At 61.9% G+C, this 13,512-nt stretch carries 12 protein-coding genes and 1 pseudogene; 8 read left to right on the top strand and 5 right to left on the bottom strand.

Annotated features, from left to right (window positions below; all coding sequences use genetic code 11):
* Positions 1 to 304: 304 nt before the first annotated feature.
* Both AC4PS6_RS20775 and AC4PS6_RS20770 read left to right on the top strand, forming a co-directional pair.
* Positions 305 to 1,219, top strand: a complete 915-nt coding sequence (locus tag AC4PS6_RS20775) for a GGDEF domain-containing protein (RefSeq protein WP_336827527.1) — start codon at positions 305 to 307, stop codon at positions 1,217 to 1,219.
* Between the two features lies 1 nt (position 1,220).
* The gene (locus AC4PS6_RS20770; RefSeq protein ID WP_020301881.1) at positions 1,221 to 2,258 is read left to right on the top strand and encodes an AraC family transcriptional regulator; all 1,038 of its coding nucleotides are present in this window, start codon (positions 1,221 to 1,223) and stop codon (positions 2,256 to 2,258) included.
* Here AC4PS6_RS20770 and AC4PS6_RS20765 read toward each other — a convergent pair.
* From AC4PS6_RS20765 to AC4PS6_RS20750, 4 genes are all read right to left on the bottom strand, one after another.
* On the bottom strand, positions 2,245 to 3,126 hold the full coding sequence (locus AC4PS6_RS20765) for a LysR family transcriptional regulator (RefSeq protein ID WP_072434450.1): 882 nt from the start codon (positions 3,124 to 3,126) through the stop codon (positions 2,245 to 2,247). The two genes, AC4PS6_RS20770 and AC4PS6_RS20765, sit on opposite strands and share 14 nt — an antisense overlap.
* A gap of 197 nt (positions 3,127 to 3,323) precedes the next feature.
* Entirely contained in the window at positions 3,324 to 3,941 is a 618-nt protein-coding gene (gene ycaC, locus AC4PS6_RS20760; RefSeq protein WP_003191905.1) for an isochorismate family cysteine hydrolase YcaC, read from the bottom strand.
* A gap of 29 nt (positions 3,942 to 3,970) precedes the next feature.
* On the bottom strand, positions 3,971 to 5,809 hold the full coding sequence (locus AC4PS6_RS20755) for an amidohydrolase (RefSeq protein WP_014718157.1): 1,839 nt from the start codon (positions 5,807 to 5,809) through the stop codon (positions 3,971 to 3,973).
* A complete protein-coding gene (locus AC4PS6_RS20750; protein WP_014718156.1) occupies positions 5,806 to 6,396 on the bottom strand; it encodes an antibiotic biosynthesis monooxygenase in 591 nt (196 codons plus the stop codon). Before AC4PS6_RS20750 ends, AC4PS6_RS20755 begins: the two co-directional genes overlap by 4 nt.
* 178 nt (positions 6,397 to 6,574) lie before the next feature.
* Here AC4PS6_RS20750 and AC4PS6_RS20745 point away from each other — a divergent pair, with 178 nt between their 5' ends.
* Genes AC4PS6_RS20745 through argE form a run of 4 tightly spaced genes read left to right on the top strand, consistent with a single transcriptional unit; the run spans position 6,575 to position 10,171 of the window.
* Positions 6,575 to 7,906, top strand: a complete 1,332-nt coding sequence (locus AC4PS6_RS20745; protein WP_161981182.1) for a flavin-containing monooxygenase — start codon at positions 6,575 to 6,577, stop codon at positions 7,904 to 7,906.
* Positions 7,907 to 7,929: 23 nt separating this feature from the next.
* Positions 7,930 to 8,340 (top strand): RidA family protein, encoded by a 411-nt coding sequence (locus AC4PS6_RS20740; RefSeq protein ID WP_014718154.1) that lies wholly within the window; start codon positions 7,930 to 7,932, stop codon positions 8,338 to 8,340.
* Between the two features lie 11 nt (positions 8,341 to 8,351).
* Positions 8,352 to 9,029 carry a DUF1028 domain-containing protein gene (locus AC4PS6_RS20735; RefSeq protein ID WP_336827526.1) on the top strand — a complete coding sequence of 226 codons (678 nt, stop codon included), beginning with the start codon at positions 8,352 to 8,354 and terminating at the stop codon, positions 9,027 to 9,029.
* Entirely contained in the window at positions 9,026 to 10,171 is a 1,146-nt protein-coding gene (gene argE, locus AC4PS6_RS20730) for an acetylornithine deacetylase (protein ID WP_014718152.1), read from the top strand. The genes AC4PS6_RS20735 and argE overlap by 4 nt, the downstream gene beginning before the upstream one ends.
* 213 nt (positions 10,172 to 10,384) lie before the next feature.
* Here argE and AC4PS6_RS20725 read toward each other — a convergent pair whose 3' ends face one another.
* On the bottom strand, positions 10,385 to 11,296 hold the full coding sequence (locus tag AC4PS6_RS20725; protein ID WP_014718151.1) for a LysR substrate-binding domain-containing protein: 912 nt from the start codon (positions 11,294 to 11,296) through the stop codon (positions 10,385 to 10,387).
* A gap of 250 nt (positions 11,297 to 11,546) precedes the next feature.
* On the opposite strand from AC4PS6_RS20725, the gene AC4PS6_RS20720 reads away from it, so the two are divergent.
* Both AC4PS6_RS20720 and AC4PS6_RS20715 read left to right on the top strand, forming a co-directional pair.
* The gene (locus tag AC4PS6_RS20720; RefSeq protein ID WP_336827525.1) at positions 11,547 to 12,962 is read left to right on the top strand and encodes a purine-cytosine permease family protein; all 1,416 of its coding nucleotides are present in this window, start codon (positions 11,547 to 11,549) and stop codon (positions 12,960 to 12,962) included.
* Positions 12,963 to 13,044: 82 nt separating this feature from the next.
* A pseudogene (locus AC4PS6_RS20715) lies at positions 13,045 to 13,140 on the top strand (fructose-bisphosphate aldolase); the annotation flags it as partial.
* Positions 13,141 to 13,512: the final 372 nt, after the last annotated feature.

The following is a 13,512-nucleotide window of genomic DNA, read 5'->3' as shown; positions in this document are numbered from 1 at the left end:
AAAAGCGGAACCCTAAGTGGCCGTTACCGCAGGAATGGATATGTACTCGGTATAAACAGTGTCGCCTGTCAGGTCGCCATCGCAGGCAAGCCAGCTCCCACATTTGGAACGCTGACCGTCAGATAGATAGAGGCCGGCTGCCAGGCCGTCTTCGCAGGCAAGCCAGCTCCCACATGGGATCTATGTTCAGCTGAAAAATGTGCCAAGGGCATGAGCTGATTCGACCCTCCCCGCCCGTCATCCAACCGTCACATCCATCTGCTGTGCTGGCGCCCATTACTCATTTGCCCAAGGACCCGTGGCCATGTTTTCCGTGCTCAAACCCCACCGCTGGAAACTCGCGTTGCTCCTGATCGCCGCCAACCTCGGGCTGCTCCTGCACCTGGCCTGCGGCGAGCTCAAGAGCGTCAGCGAATGGGTATGGCTGGATATCATCGGCGAAGGCGGTTCGGCGCTGCTCGCGCTGATCTGGCTGGGCCTGGTGTTGAAAAGCCGCCCCGCCGGACGGGTCACCCAATACCTGGCCCTGGGGCTGTCGTGCATCTTTTTTTCCTGGTGGATCGACAGCCTCGACGAATTCATCCGCCTGCCTGATAGCGTGTCCTGGGATCACTGGCTGGAGTCAGGGCCAATGCCGGTGGGCATGATCCTGCTGACGATTGGCATTTATCACTGGCACCACGAACAACTGGCGATCAGCGCGCAAATGGAAAAACGCGAGCGGTTGTTTCGCGAGCACCGGCTATTCGACAAACTCACGCCCCTGGCCGGCGCCGACTACCTCAAGCGCCAACTCATCGACAGCCTGCGCGACAGCCAAGCGCAGCAACAACCACTGTCGTTGCTCGCCCTGGACCTGGATAACTTCACCACCATCAACCAGGTCTACGGGCATGCCGAGGGTGATGCGGTGCTACAGGCGGTCAGCCACGTGCTGCTGCTCAACCTGCGCCGCCAAGACCTGTTGTGCCGCCTGGCGGGCGATCGTTTCGTGGTGCTGCTGCCCAATACCGGCGAGCGTCAGGCCCAGGGCCTGGCGCTGGAGTTGCAACACGCGGTGCAGAGCCTGGCCCACAAGACCCGGCAACAGGGCGAACGCCTGCAACTGGCGGCGACCACGGCGGTGGCAATGGCCTTGCAAGAGTCCCCCCACGAGCTGCTCACGCGGCTGAATATGGGCCTGGCCCGGGCCAAGCAACCCCTTGCGAAAAGCGCCTGAAATGGCCGTGAAAACCAGCTGGTATGAAAACGACAGCCGCTTCATCCCCGGTCACTATCAACCCGCCACGTTGATCGACCTGGGCTTGTCCCGGGACATCGACAGCCATCGCCTGCTGCGGGGCACCGGCCTGTTCCACGAAGACATCCTGGCCGGCAACGCGCGGTTGAGCCCGCAACAGTTTCTGGGCTTGATCGGCAACAGCCGCAAACTACTGGACGCCGATGACAGCAGTTTCCTGTTTGGCCAACGCCTGCTGCCCGGCTACTACGGCGCCGCCAGCCATGCGCTGGGGCATGCACAGAACCTTCATCAGGCCCTGGACATCCTGATCCAGCAACAAGTGCTGCTCAGCCCGCTGGCTACGCTGCAACTGGAACTGGATGAGCACCACGCTTACCTGTATTGGTTGGACAGTTGCGGCGCCGGCGAACACTGGCGCTTTCTGCTCGAAGCCAGCATGACCTCGCTGGTTGCCATGAGCCAATGGCTCAGCGGCCAGCGCTTGCCATGGGTGTGCAGTTTCAACCATGCCGAACCTCGGTATGTCGAGCAATACTGGGTGCATCTGGGCGAGCACACGCGCTTCGAACGCCCGCTGGATATGATGTGCATCCCCCGTGAATACCTCACCCACAACTGGCCGGGCGCTTCGGCCACGGCGGGCCAGGTCGCGCGCCAGCAAGCCCTTGAACAAATCGAGCAACTGGGCTTTGCCACAAGTTTTCTGGACTGCCTCTATGCCTACCTGCGCGAACATGTGCGCCAACCACCCAGCCTGGAACAGGCCGCGCACATTTTCGCCATGAGCCCGGCCACGCTAAAGCGCAAGTTGCAACGGCACGACACCGGTTTTCAGCAACAGGTCGACCGGGTGCGCAAGCATGTGGCCTTGCACCTGTACCTGACCAAGGGCTTGAGTAACGAGGAAGTCGCGGCGTACCTGAACTTCAACGATGCGGCGAATTTTCGGCGTTCGTTCAAGCGGTGGACGGGCAGCACGCCCAACCTGATCCGCCAACTGTTCAGCAGCCGCTAGCGAGGCGTTCGCGCAGGAACTCCACCAGCGCTTGCACCGGGCGTGAACTCTGTCGGTGCTGCGGGTACACCGCCGACAGGGTCAAGGCCTCTGGGGCGAAGTCTTCCAATACCTTGACCAAGCGACCGTCCTTCAAGGCGTCGCTGACGATGAACGTCGGTAGGTAGGTAACGCCCAGACCGGCAATCGCGGTATCGCGCAGCAGGTCACCGTTATTGACGCGCATGCGCCCACTGACGCTCAAGGCTTGCACCTTGCCTTTGAAGCGCCATTGCACCTGGCGGCCGTGGCCGTAGGGCAGGCAGTCGTGCGTGGTTAAATCCTCGGGTTTCAAAGGCGTACCCCGCAACGCCAGGTAGTCGGGGCTGGCGCAATACACCCGCTCGATAGCGGCGATCCGTCGGGCGATCAGGGTGGAATCTTCCAGGGTACCGATGCGTAGCACCAGGTCGTAGCCTTCGCCGATCAAGTCCACCGGACGGTCGCTCAGGTCAACTTCAACGCAGACCTGCGGATGCTGACGCAGAAACAACGGCAACAGGCAACCCAGGTGCGCCATGGCGAACGACAAGGGTGCACTGAGGCGAATGGTGCCTCGGGGCTCGCTGTTCTGGCCAGCGATGCCCTGCTCCACTTGTTCCACCTCACCGAGCAGGCGCAAGGCCGACTCGTAGTAGCTCTGGCCCAGCGGCGTGACGTCCAGGCGCCGTGTGGAGCGGTTAAGCAAGCGCACGCCCAGGCGGTCTTCCAGTTGGATCAGGCGGCGGCTGACGAATTGCTTGGACAAGCCCAATTGCTCGGCGGCGGCGGTGAAACTGCCGGATTCCATGACCTGGCAGAACAGGCGCATGTCTTCGAAGGGGTTCATTGTCGCTTCTCAGGGGACGATGGGCTGTTTTATAGCCTGTCAGTGGTCACACCACAAACCAAAATGTGAACACAATCAAATGTGGGAGCTGGCTTGCCTGCGATAGCGGTGTATCAGCCAGCAATGCTGTTGACTGATGCACCGCTATCGCAGGCAAGCCAGCTCCCACAGGGTTTTGCGGTGTTTTACCGACCAGCTTACTTGGCAGCGAACGCCGAGTAGCTGTTCATCAGGTTGCGGTAGTTGGGAATGCGCGGCGAGAGCAGGTTGGCCAGGCCTTCCATGTCGTTGCGCCAGTCCACTTGCAGCTCGCAAGCCACCGAGAACCAGTTGACCAGTTGTGCACCGGCGGCGGTCATACGCGCCCAGGCGGCTTGTTGCACGGTTTCGTTGAAGGTGCCGGAAGCGTCGGTGACCACGAAGACCTCAAAGCCTTCGTCAAGGGCACACAGGGTCGGGAACGCCACGCACACGTCGGTCACCACACCGGCAATGATGATTTGCTTGCGGCCGGTGGCCTTGACGGCCTTGACGAAATCTTCGTTGTCCCACGCGTTGATCTGGCCAGGGCGCGGAATGTACGGCGCGTCGGGGAACAGTTCTTTGAGCTCAGGCACCAATGGGCCGTTGGGGCCGCTTTCAAAGCTGGTGGTCAGGATGGTCGGCAGGTTGAAGAACTTCGCCACGTCGGCCAGGGCCAGCACGTTGTTCTTGAACTCGTTGGGGGAGAAATCCTGCACCAGGGAGATCAGGCCGGTCTGGTGATCAACCAACAAAACAACAGCATCGTCTTTGTTCAAGCGCTTGTAAGTCATGGGTAACTCCTTTAGGGATGGGGTGTTCTTCAAAAGGCAAAGCAGGAGCAGCCGAACGCACCCCAGAAACCCTGGAAGTCGCTGACCGGCACGCTGGAAAGGCGCGCTTTTTCATGGCTATGGGCATGCACGCCACAGGGGCCGCTGCACTGGTGAACCTGGGCCTGCATCGGCGACGTGGGGCGCCAGTGCCCCGGCACCTTGACCACCGGCGACCAGTCCGGCAGCACCGGTACCCGTGGCGGGGCGAAATCTTCGAAGTCGCCAGCGCCGTACACGACCTTGCCGCCGACCACGGTCAGCACCGACTCGATCCACTTGATGGCTTCTTCTTCGACGCTGAAAAAGTCCGCCGACAACGCGGCGACATCCGCCAATTGACCGACCTTGATCTGGCCTTTCTTGCCCTGCTCGGAGGAGAACCAGGCGCTGCCGTGGGTGAACAGCTCCAATGCGGTAAGGCGCGGCAAGCCCTCGGCGTGCAGCTCCAGGCCACCGACGGTGCGGCCGCTGACCATCCAATACAGCGAGGTCCAGGGGTTGTAGCTCGACACGCGGGTGGCATCGGTGCCCGCCCCTACCGGCACGCCTTCGGCCAGCATGCGCTTGATCGGCGGCGTGGCTTCGGCGGCCTTGGCGCCGTAGCGCTCGACGAAGTATTCGCCCTGGAACGCCATGCGATCCTGAATCGCAATACCGCCACCGAGGGCACGCACGCGTTCGATGTTTTTCGGGGTGATGGTTTCGGCGTGGTCGAAGAACCACGGCAAGCCATTGAACGGAATATCGCGGTTGACCTTCTCGAACACGTCGAGCATGCGCGAGATGGACTCGTCGTAAGTGGCGTGCAGACGGAACGGCCAGCGCTGTTCCACCAGGTGGCGTACCACCGGTTCCAGCTCCTGTTCCATGGTCAGCGGCAGGTCAGGGCGGGGTTCGAGGAAGTCTTCGAAATCCGCCGCCGAGAACACCAGCATCTCGCCGGCACCGTTATGGCGCAGGTAGTCATCGCCCTGGTGCAGGGTGACGCTGCCGGTCCAGTGCTTGAAGTCGCTGAGCTCTTCCTTGGGCTTCTGGGTGAACAGGTTGTAGGCGATGCGCACCGTCAACTGTTGATCCTTGGCCAGTTGCTCGATCACCGCATAGTCATCGGGGTAGTTCTGGAAGCCGCCGCCGGCATCGATGGCGCTGGTCAGGCCCAGGCGATTGAGTTCCCGCATGAACTGGCGGGTGGAGTTGACCTGATATTCCAAAGGCAGTTTCGGGCCTTTGGCCAAGGTCGAGTACAAGATCATCGCGTTGGGCCGCGCCACCAGCATGCCGGTGGGGTTGCCGTTGCTGTCGCGTACGATCTCACCGCCCGGCGGGTTCGGCGTGTCCTTGGTGTAGCCCGCCACCCGCAGGGCTGCGCGGTTGAGCAAGGCGCGGTCGTACAGGTGCAGCACGAACACCGGGGTGTCCGGGGCGGCCTGGTTGAGCTCTTCCAGGGTGGGCATGCGCTTTTCGGCGAACTGGAATTCGTTCCAGCCGCCCACCACGCGCACCCATTGCGGCGTGGGCGTGCGGTCGGCCTGGTCTTTGAGCATGCGCAAGGCATCGGCCAGGGACGGCACGCCTTCCCAGCGCAGTTCAAGGTTGTAGTTCAAACCGCCACGAATCAGGTGCAAGTGCGAGTCGTTGAGGCCGGGAATCACGGTGCGGCCCTTGAGGTCGATGACCTGGGTGCCGCTGCCGCGCAGGGCCATGGCTTCGCCGTCGGTACCGACGGCGACAAAGCGCCCTTGGTGGATGGCCACGGCGGTGGCGCGTGGGTTTTCCCGGTCCACGGTGTGGAACTGGCCATTGAACAGAATCAGATCGGCGTTCATAGGGTTTCCTTTACAGAGGCTTCAAGCCAGGGAGCGAACAGGCGGGTGGCCGCCGGCATCAGCAGGTACACCACCAGCAACACGATGGTCAGGGTGACCAGGAAGGTGGAGACCACGTAGTTGGACAAAAACGGGTGCAACCGCAGGATCGGCCCCCAGATAAACGGCAGCAGCAGGGTTTGCGGCAGGATCACAAACAGGCTGACCACCGCCTGCTTCCAGCGCGGCGGCTTGGCACCGCCCTCGGCCTGGGGCGTGAACCAGAATTCATTGGCCGCGCCGATTTCCGTCTGGTCGCCATCCGCCAGCATGGGCGCGGCTTCGTCGATCAGGGCCTGGCGTTGCGGGGAGCCGAGCCACAGCTCAAGGGCGTTGGTGGAGCTATAGCGCAGCACGCAAGTGAACAGCGCCATGCCGTTTTGCTGGCTGCGCACCACGTCAACGCCAAGGTGCCCAGGGCGTTCGCCCGCGATGCGCACGATGCGGCGCAGCCAGGCTTCGTACTCGACTTCAAAGCCGGGTTTGACCCGGTGCTTGACGACCAGGGTGACGACTTCGTCGGGGCGAGTGTTGGCGGTTGATTCCATGGCTGGGTGTTTCCCCGGAGCATTGAGCGATGGGGAGAGTGTGGCCGGTTGGCAGCTGTGGGGAATTGCATGTATGTGCTGTCTGGCAGGCATTCGCCGGCTCTGCATCCGATATTTATGCTCACTTCCCAACTTAATAATATTTTATTAATACCCCCCCGCCGCCTAACTTGACGTCATGCCCGAGCTGAATCCAACTGCATTACGCAAGGATAGAGACATGACTGTAGCGATAACAAAAATAGACACGCTGGTGGTTGGCGCAGGTCAAGCTGGCGTGGCCATGAGCGAGCATTTGAGCAAGCAAGGCGTGCCGCACCTGGTGCTGGAACGCAGCCGTATTGCCGAGCGCTGGCGCACCGGCCGCTGGGACTCATTGGTCGCCAACGGCCCGGCCTGGCATGACCGCTTCCCCGGCCTGCATTTCGATGACGTCCCCGCCGATGGGTTCGCACCCAAAGAGCGCGTCGCCGATTACTTCGAAGCCTATGCCCGTAAATTCAACGCGCCGATCCGCACCGGCGTGGACGTCACCTCAGTAGTACGCAACGAGGGGCGCCCCGGCTTTACCGTGCACACCAGCGAAGGCGTGATCGAAGCCAACCGCGTGGTAGCCGCCACCGGGCCCTTTCAAAAGCCTGTGATTCCCGCTATCGCGCCTAAAGACACCGCGCTGCACCAGATCCACTCCGCCGACTATCGCAACCCTGGGCAACTGCCAGCCGGCGCTGTGCTGGTGGTGGGCGCCGGCTCGTCCGGGGTGCAAATTGCCGATGAATTGCAGCGTTCCGGTCGCCAGGTGTACCTGTCGGTCGGCGCCCATGACCGCCCTCCTCGCGCCTATCGCAACCGCGACTTCTGCTGGTGGTTGGGCGTATTGGGCGAGTGGGACCAGGCGGCGATGAAACCCGGCCGCGAGCACGTCACCATTGCCGTGAGTGGCGCCCACGGCGGCAAGACCATCGACTTTCGCGAGCTGGCCCAGCAAGGCATGACCCTGGTCGGCCTGACTCACGCCTTCGACGGCACGGTGGCAACGTTCCAACCCAACCTGGTGGAGAACCTGGCGCGCGGTGATGAAAACTACCTGGCCTTGCTGGATGCGGCCGACGCCTATATCGAGCGCAACGGCCTCGACCTGCCCCTGGAGCCCGAGGCACGTCGCGTGTTCCCCGACGCTGAATGCATCAAGCAGCCGATCCTGACACTGGACCTGGCGGAGGCTGGCATCACTTCGATCATCTGGGCCACCGGATTTGCCGTGGACTACAGCTGGTTGCAGGTAGACGCCTTCGACGCCGCTGGCAAGCCGCAACACCAGCGCGGTGTCTCCAGCGAAGCGGGCATCTACTTCCTTGGGTTGCCATGGCAATCGCGGCGTGGCTCGTCGTTTATCTGGGGCGTGTGGCACGACGCCAAATACGTGGCCGACCATATCGCCATCCAGCGTCAGTACCTTGAGTACCGCGAAGCCGCCCCGGTTGCCCGCCAGTCCCCTGTCAGCGCCTGATCATTTTTCCCAGGAGTTTTTTGATGCCTACTCACACTCGCATTCGCATGTTCAACACCAAAGAAACCTATCCCAACCAGAGCCTGGACAACGACCTATGCCAGGCCGTGCGCGCCGGCAACACCGTGTACGTACGCGGCCAGGTGGGCACTGATTTCGACGGCAACCTGGTCGGCCTCGGCGACCCACGGGCCCAGGCCGAGCAGGCGATGAAGAACGTCAAGCAACTGCTGGAAGAAGCCGGCAGCGACCTCAGCCATATCGTGAAGACCACCACCTATTTGATCGACCCACGCTATCGCGAGCCGGTGTACCAGGAAGTCGGCAAGTGGCTCAAGGGCGTGTTCCCGATTTCCACCGGGCTGGTGGTTTCGGCCCTGGGCCAGCCGCAGTGGCTGATGGAAATTGATGTGATCGCGGTTATCCCAGAGTAAGGAGGCTAGCCATGACCTTTTCTATCGTCGGCCGTTGTGCAGAGACCGGCCAACTGGGCATTGCCATCAGCTCATCGAGCATCGCCGTGGGCGCCCGCTGCCCGTGGCTGCGGCCCGGTGTGGGCGCCGTGTCGACCCAGAACATCACCTTGCCGGCCCTCGGCCCTGACGTCCTCGACGGGCTGGAACAGGGCCTGGCTCCCGCCGACGCCGTCGATAAAGCGCTCACCCGCAACGGCTACAGCCAGTACCGGCAACTGACGGCGATTGACCACCTGGGCCGCAGCGTGCATTTCAGCGGCAGTCAGACCCTGGGTACCCATCACGCGGTATCGGGCGAGCAATGCGTGGCGGCGGGCAATATGCTCGCCGCCCCTGAAGTGATCACCGCGATGGTCACGGCCTTCGAACAGGGCGAAGGCCAGCTCGCAGACCGTCTACTGGCCGCGATGCATGCCGCCATCGCCGCCGGTGGCGAAGCCGGCCCGGTGCACTCCGCCGCGCTGGTGGTGGTGGGCGAGTTGACTTGGCCGATTATCAACTTGCGCGTGGATTGGGCCGACGAGGCGCCGATTGGCGAATTGCAAAAAATCTGGGATGCCTACCGCCCACAGGTGCAGGACTATATCGATCGTGCCCTCGCCCCCGACCGCTCCCCCGGCTACGGTGTGGCCGGAGACGACCGATGAGCCGCAGCCGCGACCTGCTGGAAACCCTGGTGGGCTTCGACACCACCAGCCGCGAGTCCAACCTGCAATTGATCGAGTATGTGCGCGATTACCTGGCCGGGCTTGGCGTCACCAGCGAGCTGGTCTACAACGCGCAACGCAGCAAGGCCAACCTGTTTGCCAGCATCGGCCCGGTGGAACTGCCAGGTATCGTGCTGTCGGGGCATACCGACGTGGTGCCGGTGGATGGGCAACCCTGGAGCCTGCCGCCGTTCACGCTGACCGAGCGCGACGGCAAGCTGTTCGGGCGCGGCACCGCCGACATGAAGGGGTATATCGCCTGCGTGCTGGCGTTGGTGCCAGCGCTGGTCAAGGCGCCATTGCGCCTGCCGGTGCACATCGCCCTGTCCTACGATGAGGAAGTCGGCTGCCTGGGCGTGCGCTCGCTGCTCGCCGTTCTTGAACAGCGTCCGGTCAAGCCGATGTTGTGCATCATCGGCGAGCCGACCGAGCTCAAGCCGGTACTGGGCCACAAGGGGAAGTTGGCGATGCGCTGCGATGTTCAGGGCCAGGCGTGCCACTCGGCCTATGCGCCCTCGGGTGTGAATGCGATTGAACACGCCGCCGAGTTGATCGGTGAACTGGGGCGCATTGGCCAACGGCTACGCGCGCGTCAGGACCCACGTTTTGACCCGCCGTTCAGCACGGTACAGACCGGCATGATCAACGGCGGCAAGGCCTTGAATATCGTGCCAGCCGACTGCCGCTTTGACTTTGAGGTGCGCGCCCTGCCCTCCATGGACCCGGGCGAAGTAGCTGAAGAGCTACAGGCCTACGCGCGGCAGCAGGTGTTGCCGCGCATGCAGGCGGTCAGCAAGCAGAGTTCGATTCGGTTCACCGAGTTGTCGGCCTACCCAGGGCTGGTCACGGATGAGCGCAGCCAGGCGGCGCAATTGATTGCGACGTTTTGCGACTCGCAGGCATTCGGCACCGTAGCGTTTGGTACCGAGGGCGGGCTGTTCGATGCGGTGGGTATTCCCACCGTGGTATGCGGGCCAGGCAGCATGGACCAAGGGCATAAGCCCGATGAGTTTGTGAGCCTGGAGCAGCTCGATGGCTGCGATGCGATGTTGCAGCGGTTGCTAGGCTTTATCAGCACCTGAAGACATCGCACCACCTATGTGGGAGGGGCCAGCCCCAATGCCGATCAGTTAAGCGCAAATCCCTGTGGGAGCGGGCTTGCCCGCGAAGGCGGTGTGTCAATCACTGCATCGGTTACTGCACGACCGCTTTCGCAGGCAAGCCAGCTCCCACCTTTGATCTTAGTTGCGTTGAGCACTGTGTTCGCTTAACTGATCGGCATTGGGGTTTGGTGTTCAGCCCAGTAGTCGCGCCAACTCTTCGCGGCAGTAGTCGACAAACAACTGCACCGGTTTGGTCAAGGGTGCGCGGCGTAGCCAGACGGCGGACAACCCCGACCCCGTGACCGTTTCCACCAAGGGAATGCACACCACTTTCTGCCCATCATAGGTGTACTCGCTGAACGGTTTGGTCACCAGGATCGAGAACCCGAACCCCCGCCCCACCATGCCCCGCACCATTTCGATGGAGGGCGAGCTAAATACAATATTCGGGGTCAGCCCGCGCTCTTCGAAGATGCTCACGAAGTAGGTACGGCTGGGCAACACGTCCAGCAAAATCATCGGCTCCAGCACCAGGTCGGCCAGGGACACCTTGGCCTGTTGGGCAAAGCGGTGGTCGGCCGGCAGCAACGCATAGGGCTGTTGCGGCGGCATCAGCGGCGTGGTCTCGATGGTGCTGCCCAGGTCGTGCTCAAACAGCATCGCCACGTCGATACTGCCCGCCGTCAGCGCCTGCACCAGCTCCTGCTGCTCGCCATCGCGGATACGGATCTCCACGCCCGGCCAGCGCGCCTTGAAACCGGCGATCAAGCGTGGCAAGTACAACGGTGCCACGGTTTCAAAACAACCGATGTCAATCTGCCCGGCCACCACATCGTTATCGGCCAGGGCGTTCTGTTCGAACTCATGGGCTACCCGCAACAGCTCCAACGCCTTGCGATAAAAGCGCGCTCCGCTGGGCGTGAGGGAAACGCCCTGGGCGTGATGGCGGATAAACAGTTGCACGCCAAAGCTGTCTTCCAGTTGCTTGATCGCCGTGGAAACCGACGGCTGGGCGATATACAGCTTGCGCGACGCCTCGGCAACGCTGCCGCATTCGGCCGTGGTCACAAAATATCTGAGCTGACGCAGGTTATAGGCTGCCATCGGCACCTCCCTAAACGTGGTTTTTTGCCCCAAACAAGTGCGAAGAAACACCGGTTTTTCAAGCCATTGACGTGCATGCAACATACCGGAGCAAAAAACCTCACGAGATACTTTTTTTAAGGTCTATAGCAACAAACTTACTAATTTACCTGCCTGCGCCCATTGCAGATGATCACTCCAACAACAAAGCGGTGCCCATGCGCCGCACAGCGAAGTACGCCCACGTACTCACCTTGCCTTGGAGCTCGTCATGGTTACCACTGCAACATCCTCCGCCCCGCTCATCGAAAAACACACGATTGGATACGTGCCCCCGGAAGATCGCCATGGAAAGGTAAGAGACCTGTTCACCCTGTGGTTCGGCGGCAACATCGCGCCGTTGCCGATCGTCACTGGCGCACTGGGTGTGCAACTGTTCCACCTCAACCTGGTGTGGGGCATTGTCGCTATCCTTGTCGGCCATTTGGTCGGCGGTGTGTTGATGGCATTGCACTCGGCCCAGGGCCCGCAAATGGGTATCCCGCAGATGATCCAGAGTCGTGCGCAGTTCGGCTCCCTCGGCGCATTGCTGGTGGTGGTGATTGCGGGGGTGATGTACATCGGCTTCTTCGCCTCCAACATCGTGCTGGCCGGTAAATCCCTGCATGGTGTGGTGGACGCCGTGCCTGTACCGGTGGGCATCGTTATCGGCGCCATCGGTTCCGGGATCATCGGCATCATCGGCTACCGCTTCATCCACGTACTCAACCGCATCGGCACCTGGATCCTCGGCGCCGGCATCGTGCTGGGCTTTGGCTACATCTTCACCCATGTGCAGACCACCGATTTCCTCACCCGTGGCAGCTTCAACATCTCCGGTTGGCTGGCCACTGTTTCCCTGGCTGCGCTGTGGCAAATCGCGTTTGCGCCCTACGTGTCGGACTACTCCCGCTACCTGCCCGCCGACGTGCCGGTAGCCGCCACCTTCTGGACCACCTACCTAGGCTCGGCGCTGGGGTCGAGCCTGGCGTTCATCTTCGGCGCCGTGGCAGTGCTCGCCACGCCGGTAGGCATGGACACCATGGACGCCGTCAAACTCGCCACCGGCGCCATCGGCCCGTTGATGCTGGTGCTGTTCCTGCTCAGCGTGATCAGCCACAACGCCCTCAACCTGTACGGCGCGGTGCTGTCGATCATCACCCTGGTACAGACCTTCGCCTACCGCTGGATCCCGACCGCGAAAAGCCGTGCGGTGATCTCCATCATCGTGCTGGCCGCCTGTTCGATTGCGGCGGTGTTTGCCTCCCAAGACTTCATCGGCCACTTCGTCGACATGGTGCTGGTGCTGCTGGTGGTGCTGGTGCCTTGGACGGCGATCAACCTGATCGACTTCTATGCCATTCACAAAGGCCAATACGACATCGCCTCGATCTTCCGCGTGGATGGCGGCATCTACGGCAAGTACAACCCCCAGGCGCTGCTGGCCTATGGGGTGGGGATCGTGGTGCAGATTCCGTTCATGAACACGCCGCTGTACGTGGGGCCGATTTCGCAGCACATCAACGGCGCGGACTTGTCGTGGGTGGTGGGGTTGGTGGTGACGTCGCCGTTGTACTTCTGGTTGGCGAGTCGGGACAGTGCGTATAAGCGCCGGATGGACAGTGGGAAGTTGGTGAGTGGGGTTTGATACATCCTGTCGGTGTGGCGGCTGTGCGTGGGAGACCTTCGGGTCTGCCGGGGGTGATTCTTCCTGGTCTGCGAACCCGCGCACAGTTGCCAATACCGCCCGGATCATGGTCCAGGATGTGGCGGATGTGTTTACGGTGATTGAAAAACATGGCCTTGATTCGCCTGCTGTGCAGTAAGTTGTGAGAAAACCCGCCTCGGCGGGTTTTCTGGTTTTTGCGAAACTCAATCCTACCCGCTCCTACCCAGGCGGTAACCACGATGCGAAGCGAGCCGCTCTTGATCTGCTTTTGATCTCAGGCGCCCCGTTAAACCACGCTGGCCGGAATTCGACAGGGATTTGGGGGGTAAACCGGCAGGGATGCCGGTTTAGCCGCCCCGCGCCATGGATGGCGCGTGGCGGCGGCCCCCCAAATCACTGGCGGATTACGGGCACACCGAGCCCAAGCGAGGTGCCGAGTGGTGGGGCGAGGACCTTTTGGTTACTTTTGGGTCCTTCCAAAAGTGACCCGCTGTAAAAGCCAGCCCTTTCAAGGTCTTTTCGTCTTGGC

Source organism: Pseudomonas sp. DW-iso17 (assembly GCF_058725345.1).
The sequence above is the reverse complement of the archived record's forward strand: the minus strand, read 5'-3'. Positions and strand labels throughout refer to the sequence as shown.

Excerpts from the sequence above, each read along its gene's own strand:
- argE (WP_014718152.1), top strand. The coding sequence starts at position 9,026 with ATGAGCCGCAGCCGCGACCTGCTGGAAACCCTGGTGGGCTTCGACACC.
- AC4PS6_RS20720 (WP_336827525.1), top strand. The coding sequence starts at position 11,547 with ATGGTTACCACTGCAACATCCTCCGCCCCGCTCATCGAAAAACACACG.
- ycaC (WP_003191905.1), bottom strand. The coding sequence starts at position 3,941 with ATGACTTACAAGCGCTTGAACAAAGACGATGCTGTTGTTTTGTTGGTT.
- AC4PS6_RS20725 (WP_014718151.1), bottom strand. The coding sequence starts at position 11,296 with ATGGCAGCCTATAACCTGCGTCAGCTCAGATATTTTGTGACCACGGCC.
- AC4PS6_RS20750 (WP_014718156.1), bottom strand. The coding sequence starts at position 6,396 with ATGGAATCAACCGCCAACACTCGCCCCGACGAAGTCGTCACCCTGGTC.
- AC4PS6_RS20745 (WP_161981182.1), top strand. The coding sequence starts at position 6,575 with ATGCCCGAGCTGAATCCAACTGCATTACGCAAGGATAGAGACATGACT.
- AC4PS6_RS20740 (WP_014718154.1), top strand. The coding sequence starts at position 7,930 with ATGCCTACTCACACTCGCATTCGCATGTTCAACACCAAAGAAACCTAT.
- AC4PS6_RS20765 (WP_072434450.1), bottom strand. The coding sequence starts at position 3,126 with ATGAACCCCTTCGAAGACATGCGCCTGTTCTGCCAGGTCATGGAATCC.
- AC4PS6_RS20770 (WP_020301881.1), top strand. The coding sequence starts at position 1,221 with ATGGCCGTGAAAACCAGCTGGTATGAAAACGACAGCCGCTTCATCCCC.
- AC4PS6_RS20755 (WP_014718157.1), bottom strand. The coding sequence starts at position 5,809 with ATGAACGCCGATCTGATTCTGTTCAATGGCCAGTTCCACACCGTGGAC.
- AC4PS6_RS20735 (WP_336827526.1), top strand. The coding sequence starts at position 8,352 with ATGACCTTTTCTATCGTCGGCCGTTGTGCAGAGACCGGCCAACTGGGC.
- AC4PS6_RS20775 (WP_336827527.1), top strand. The coding sequence starts at position 305 with ATGTTTTCCGTGCTCAAACCCCACCGCTGGAAACTCGCGTTGCTCCTG.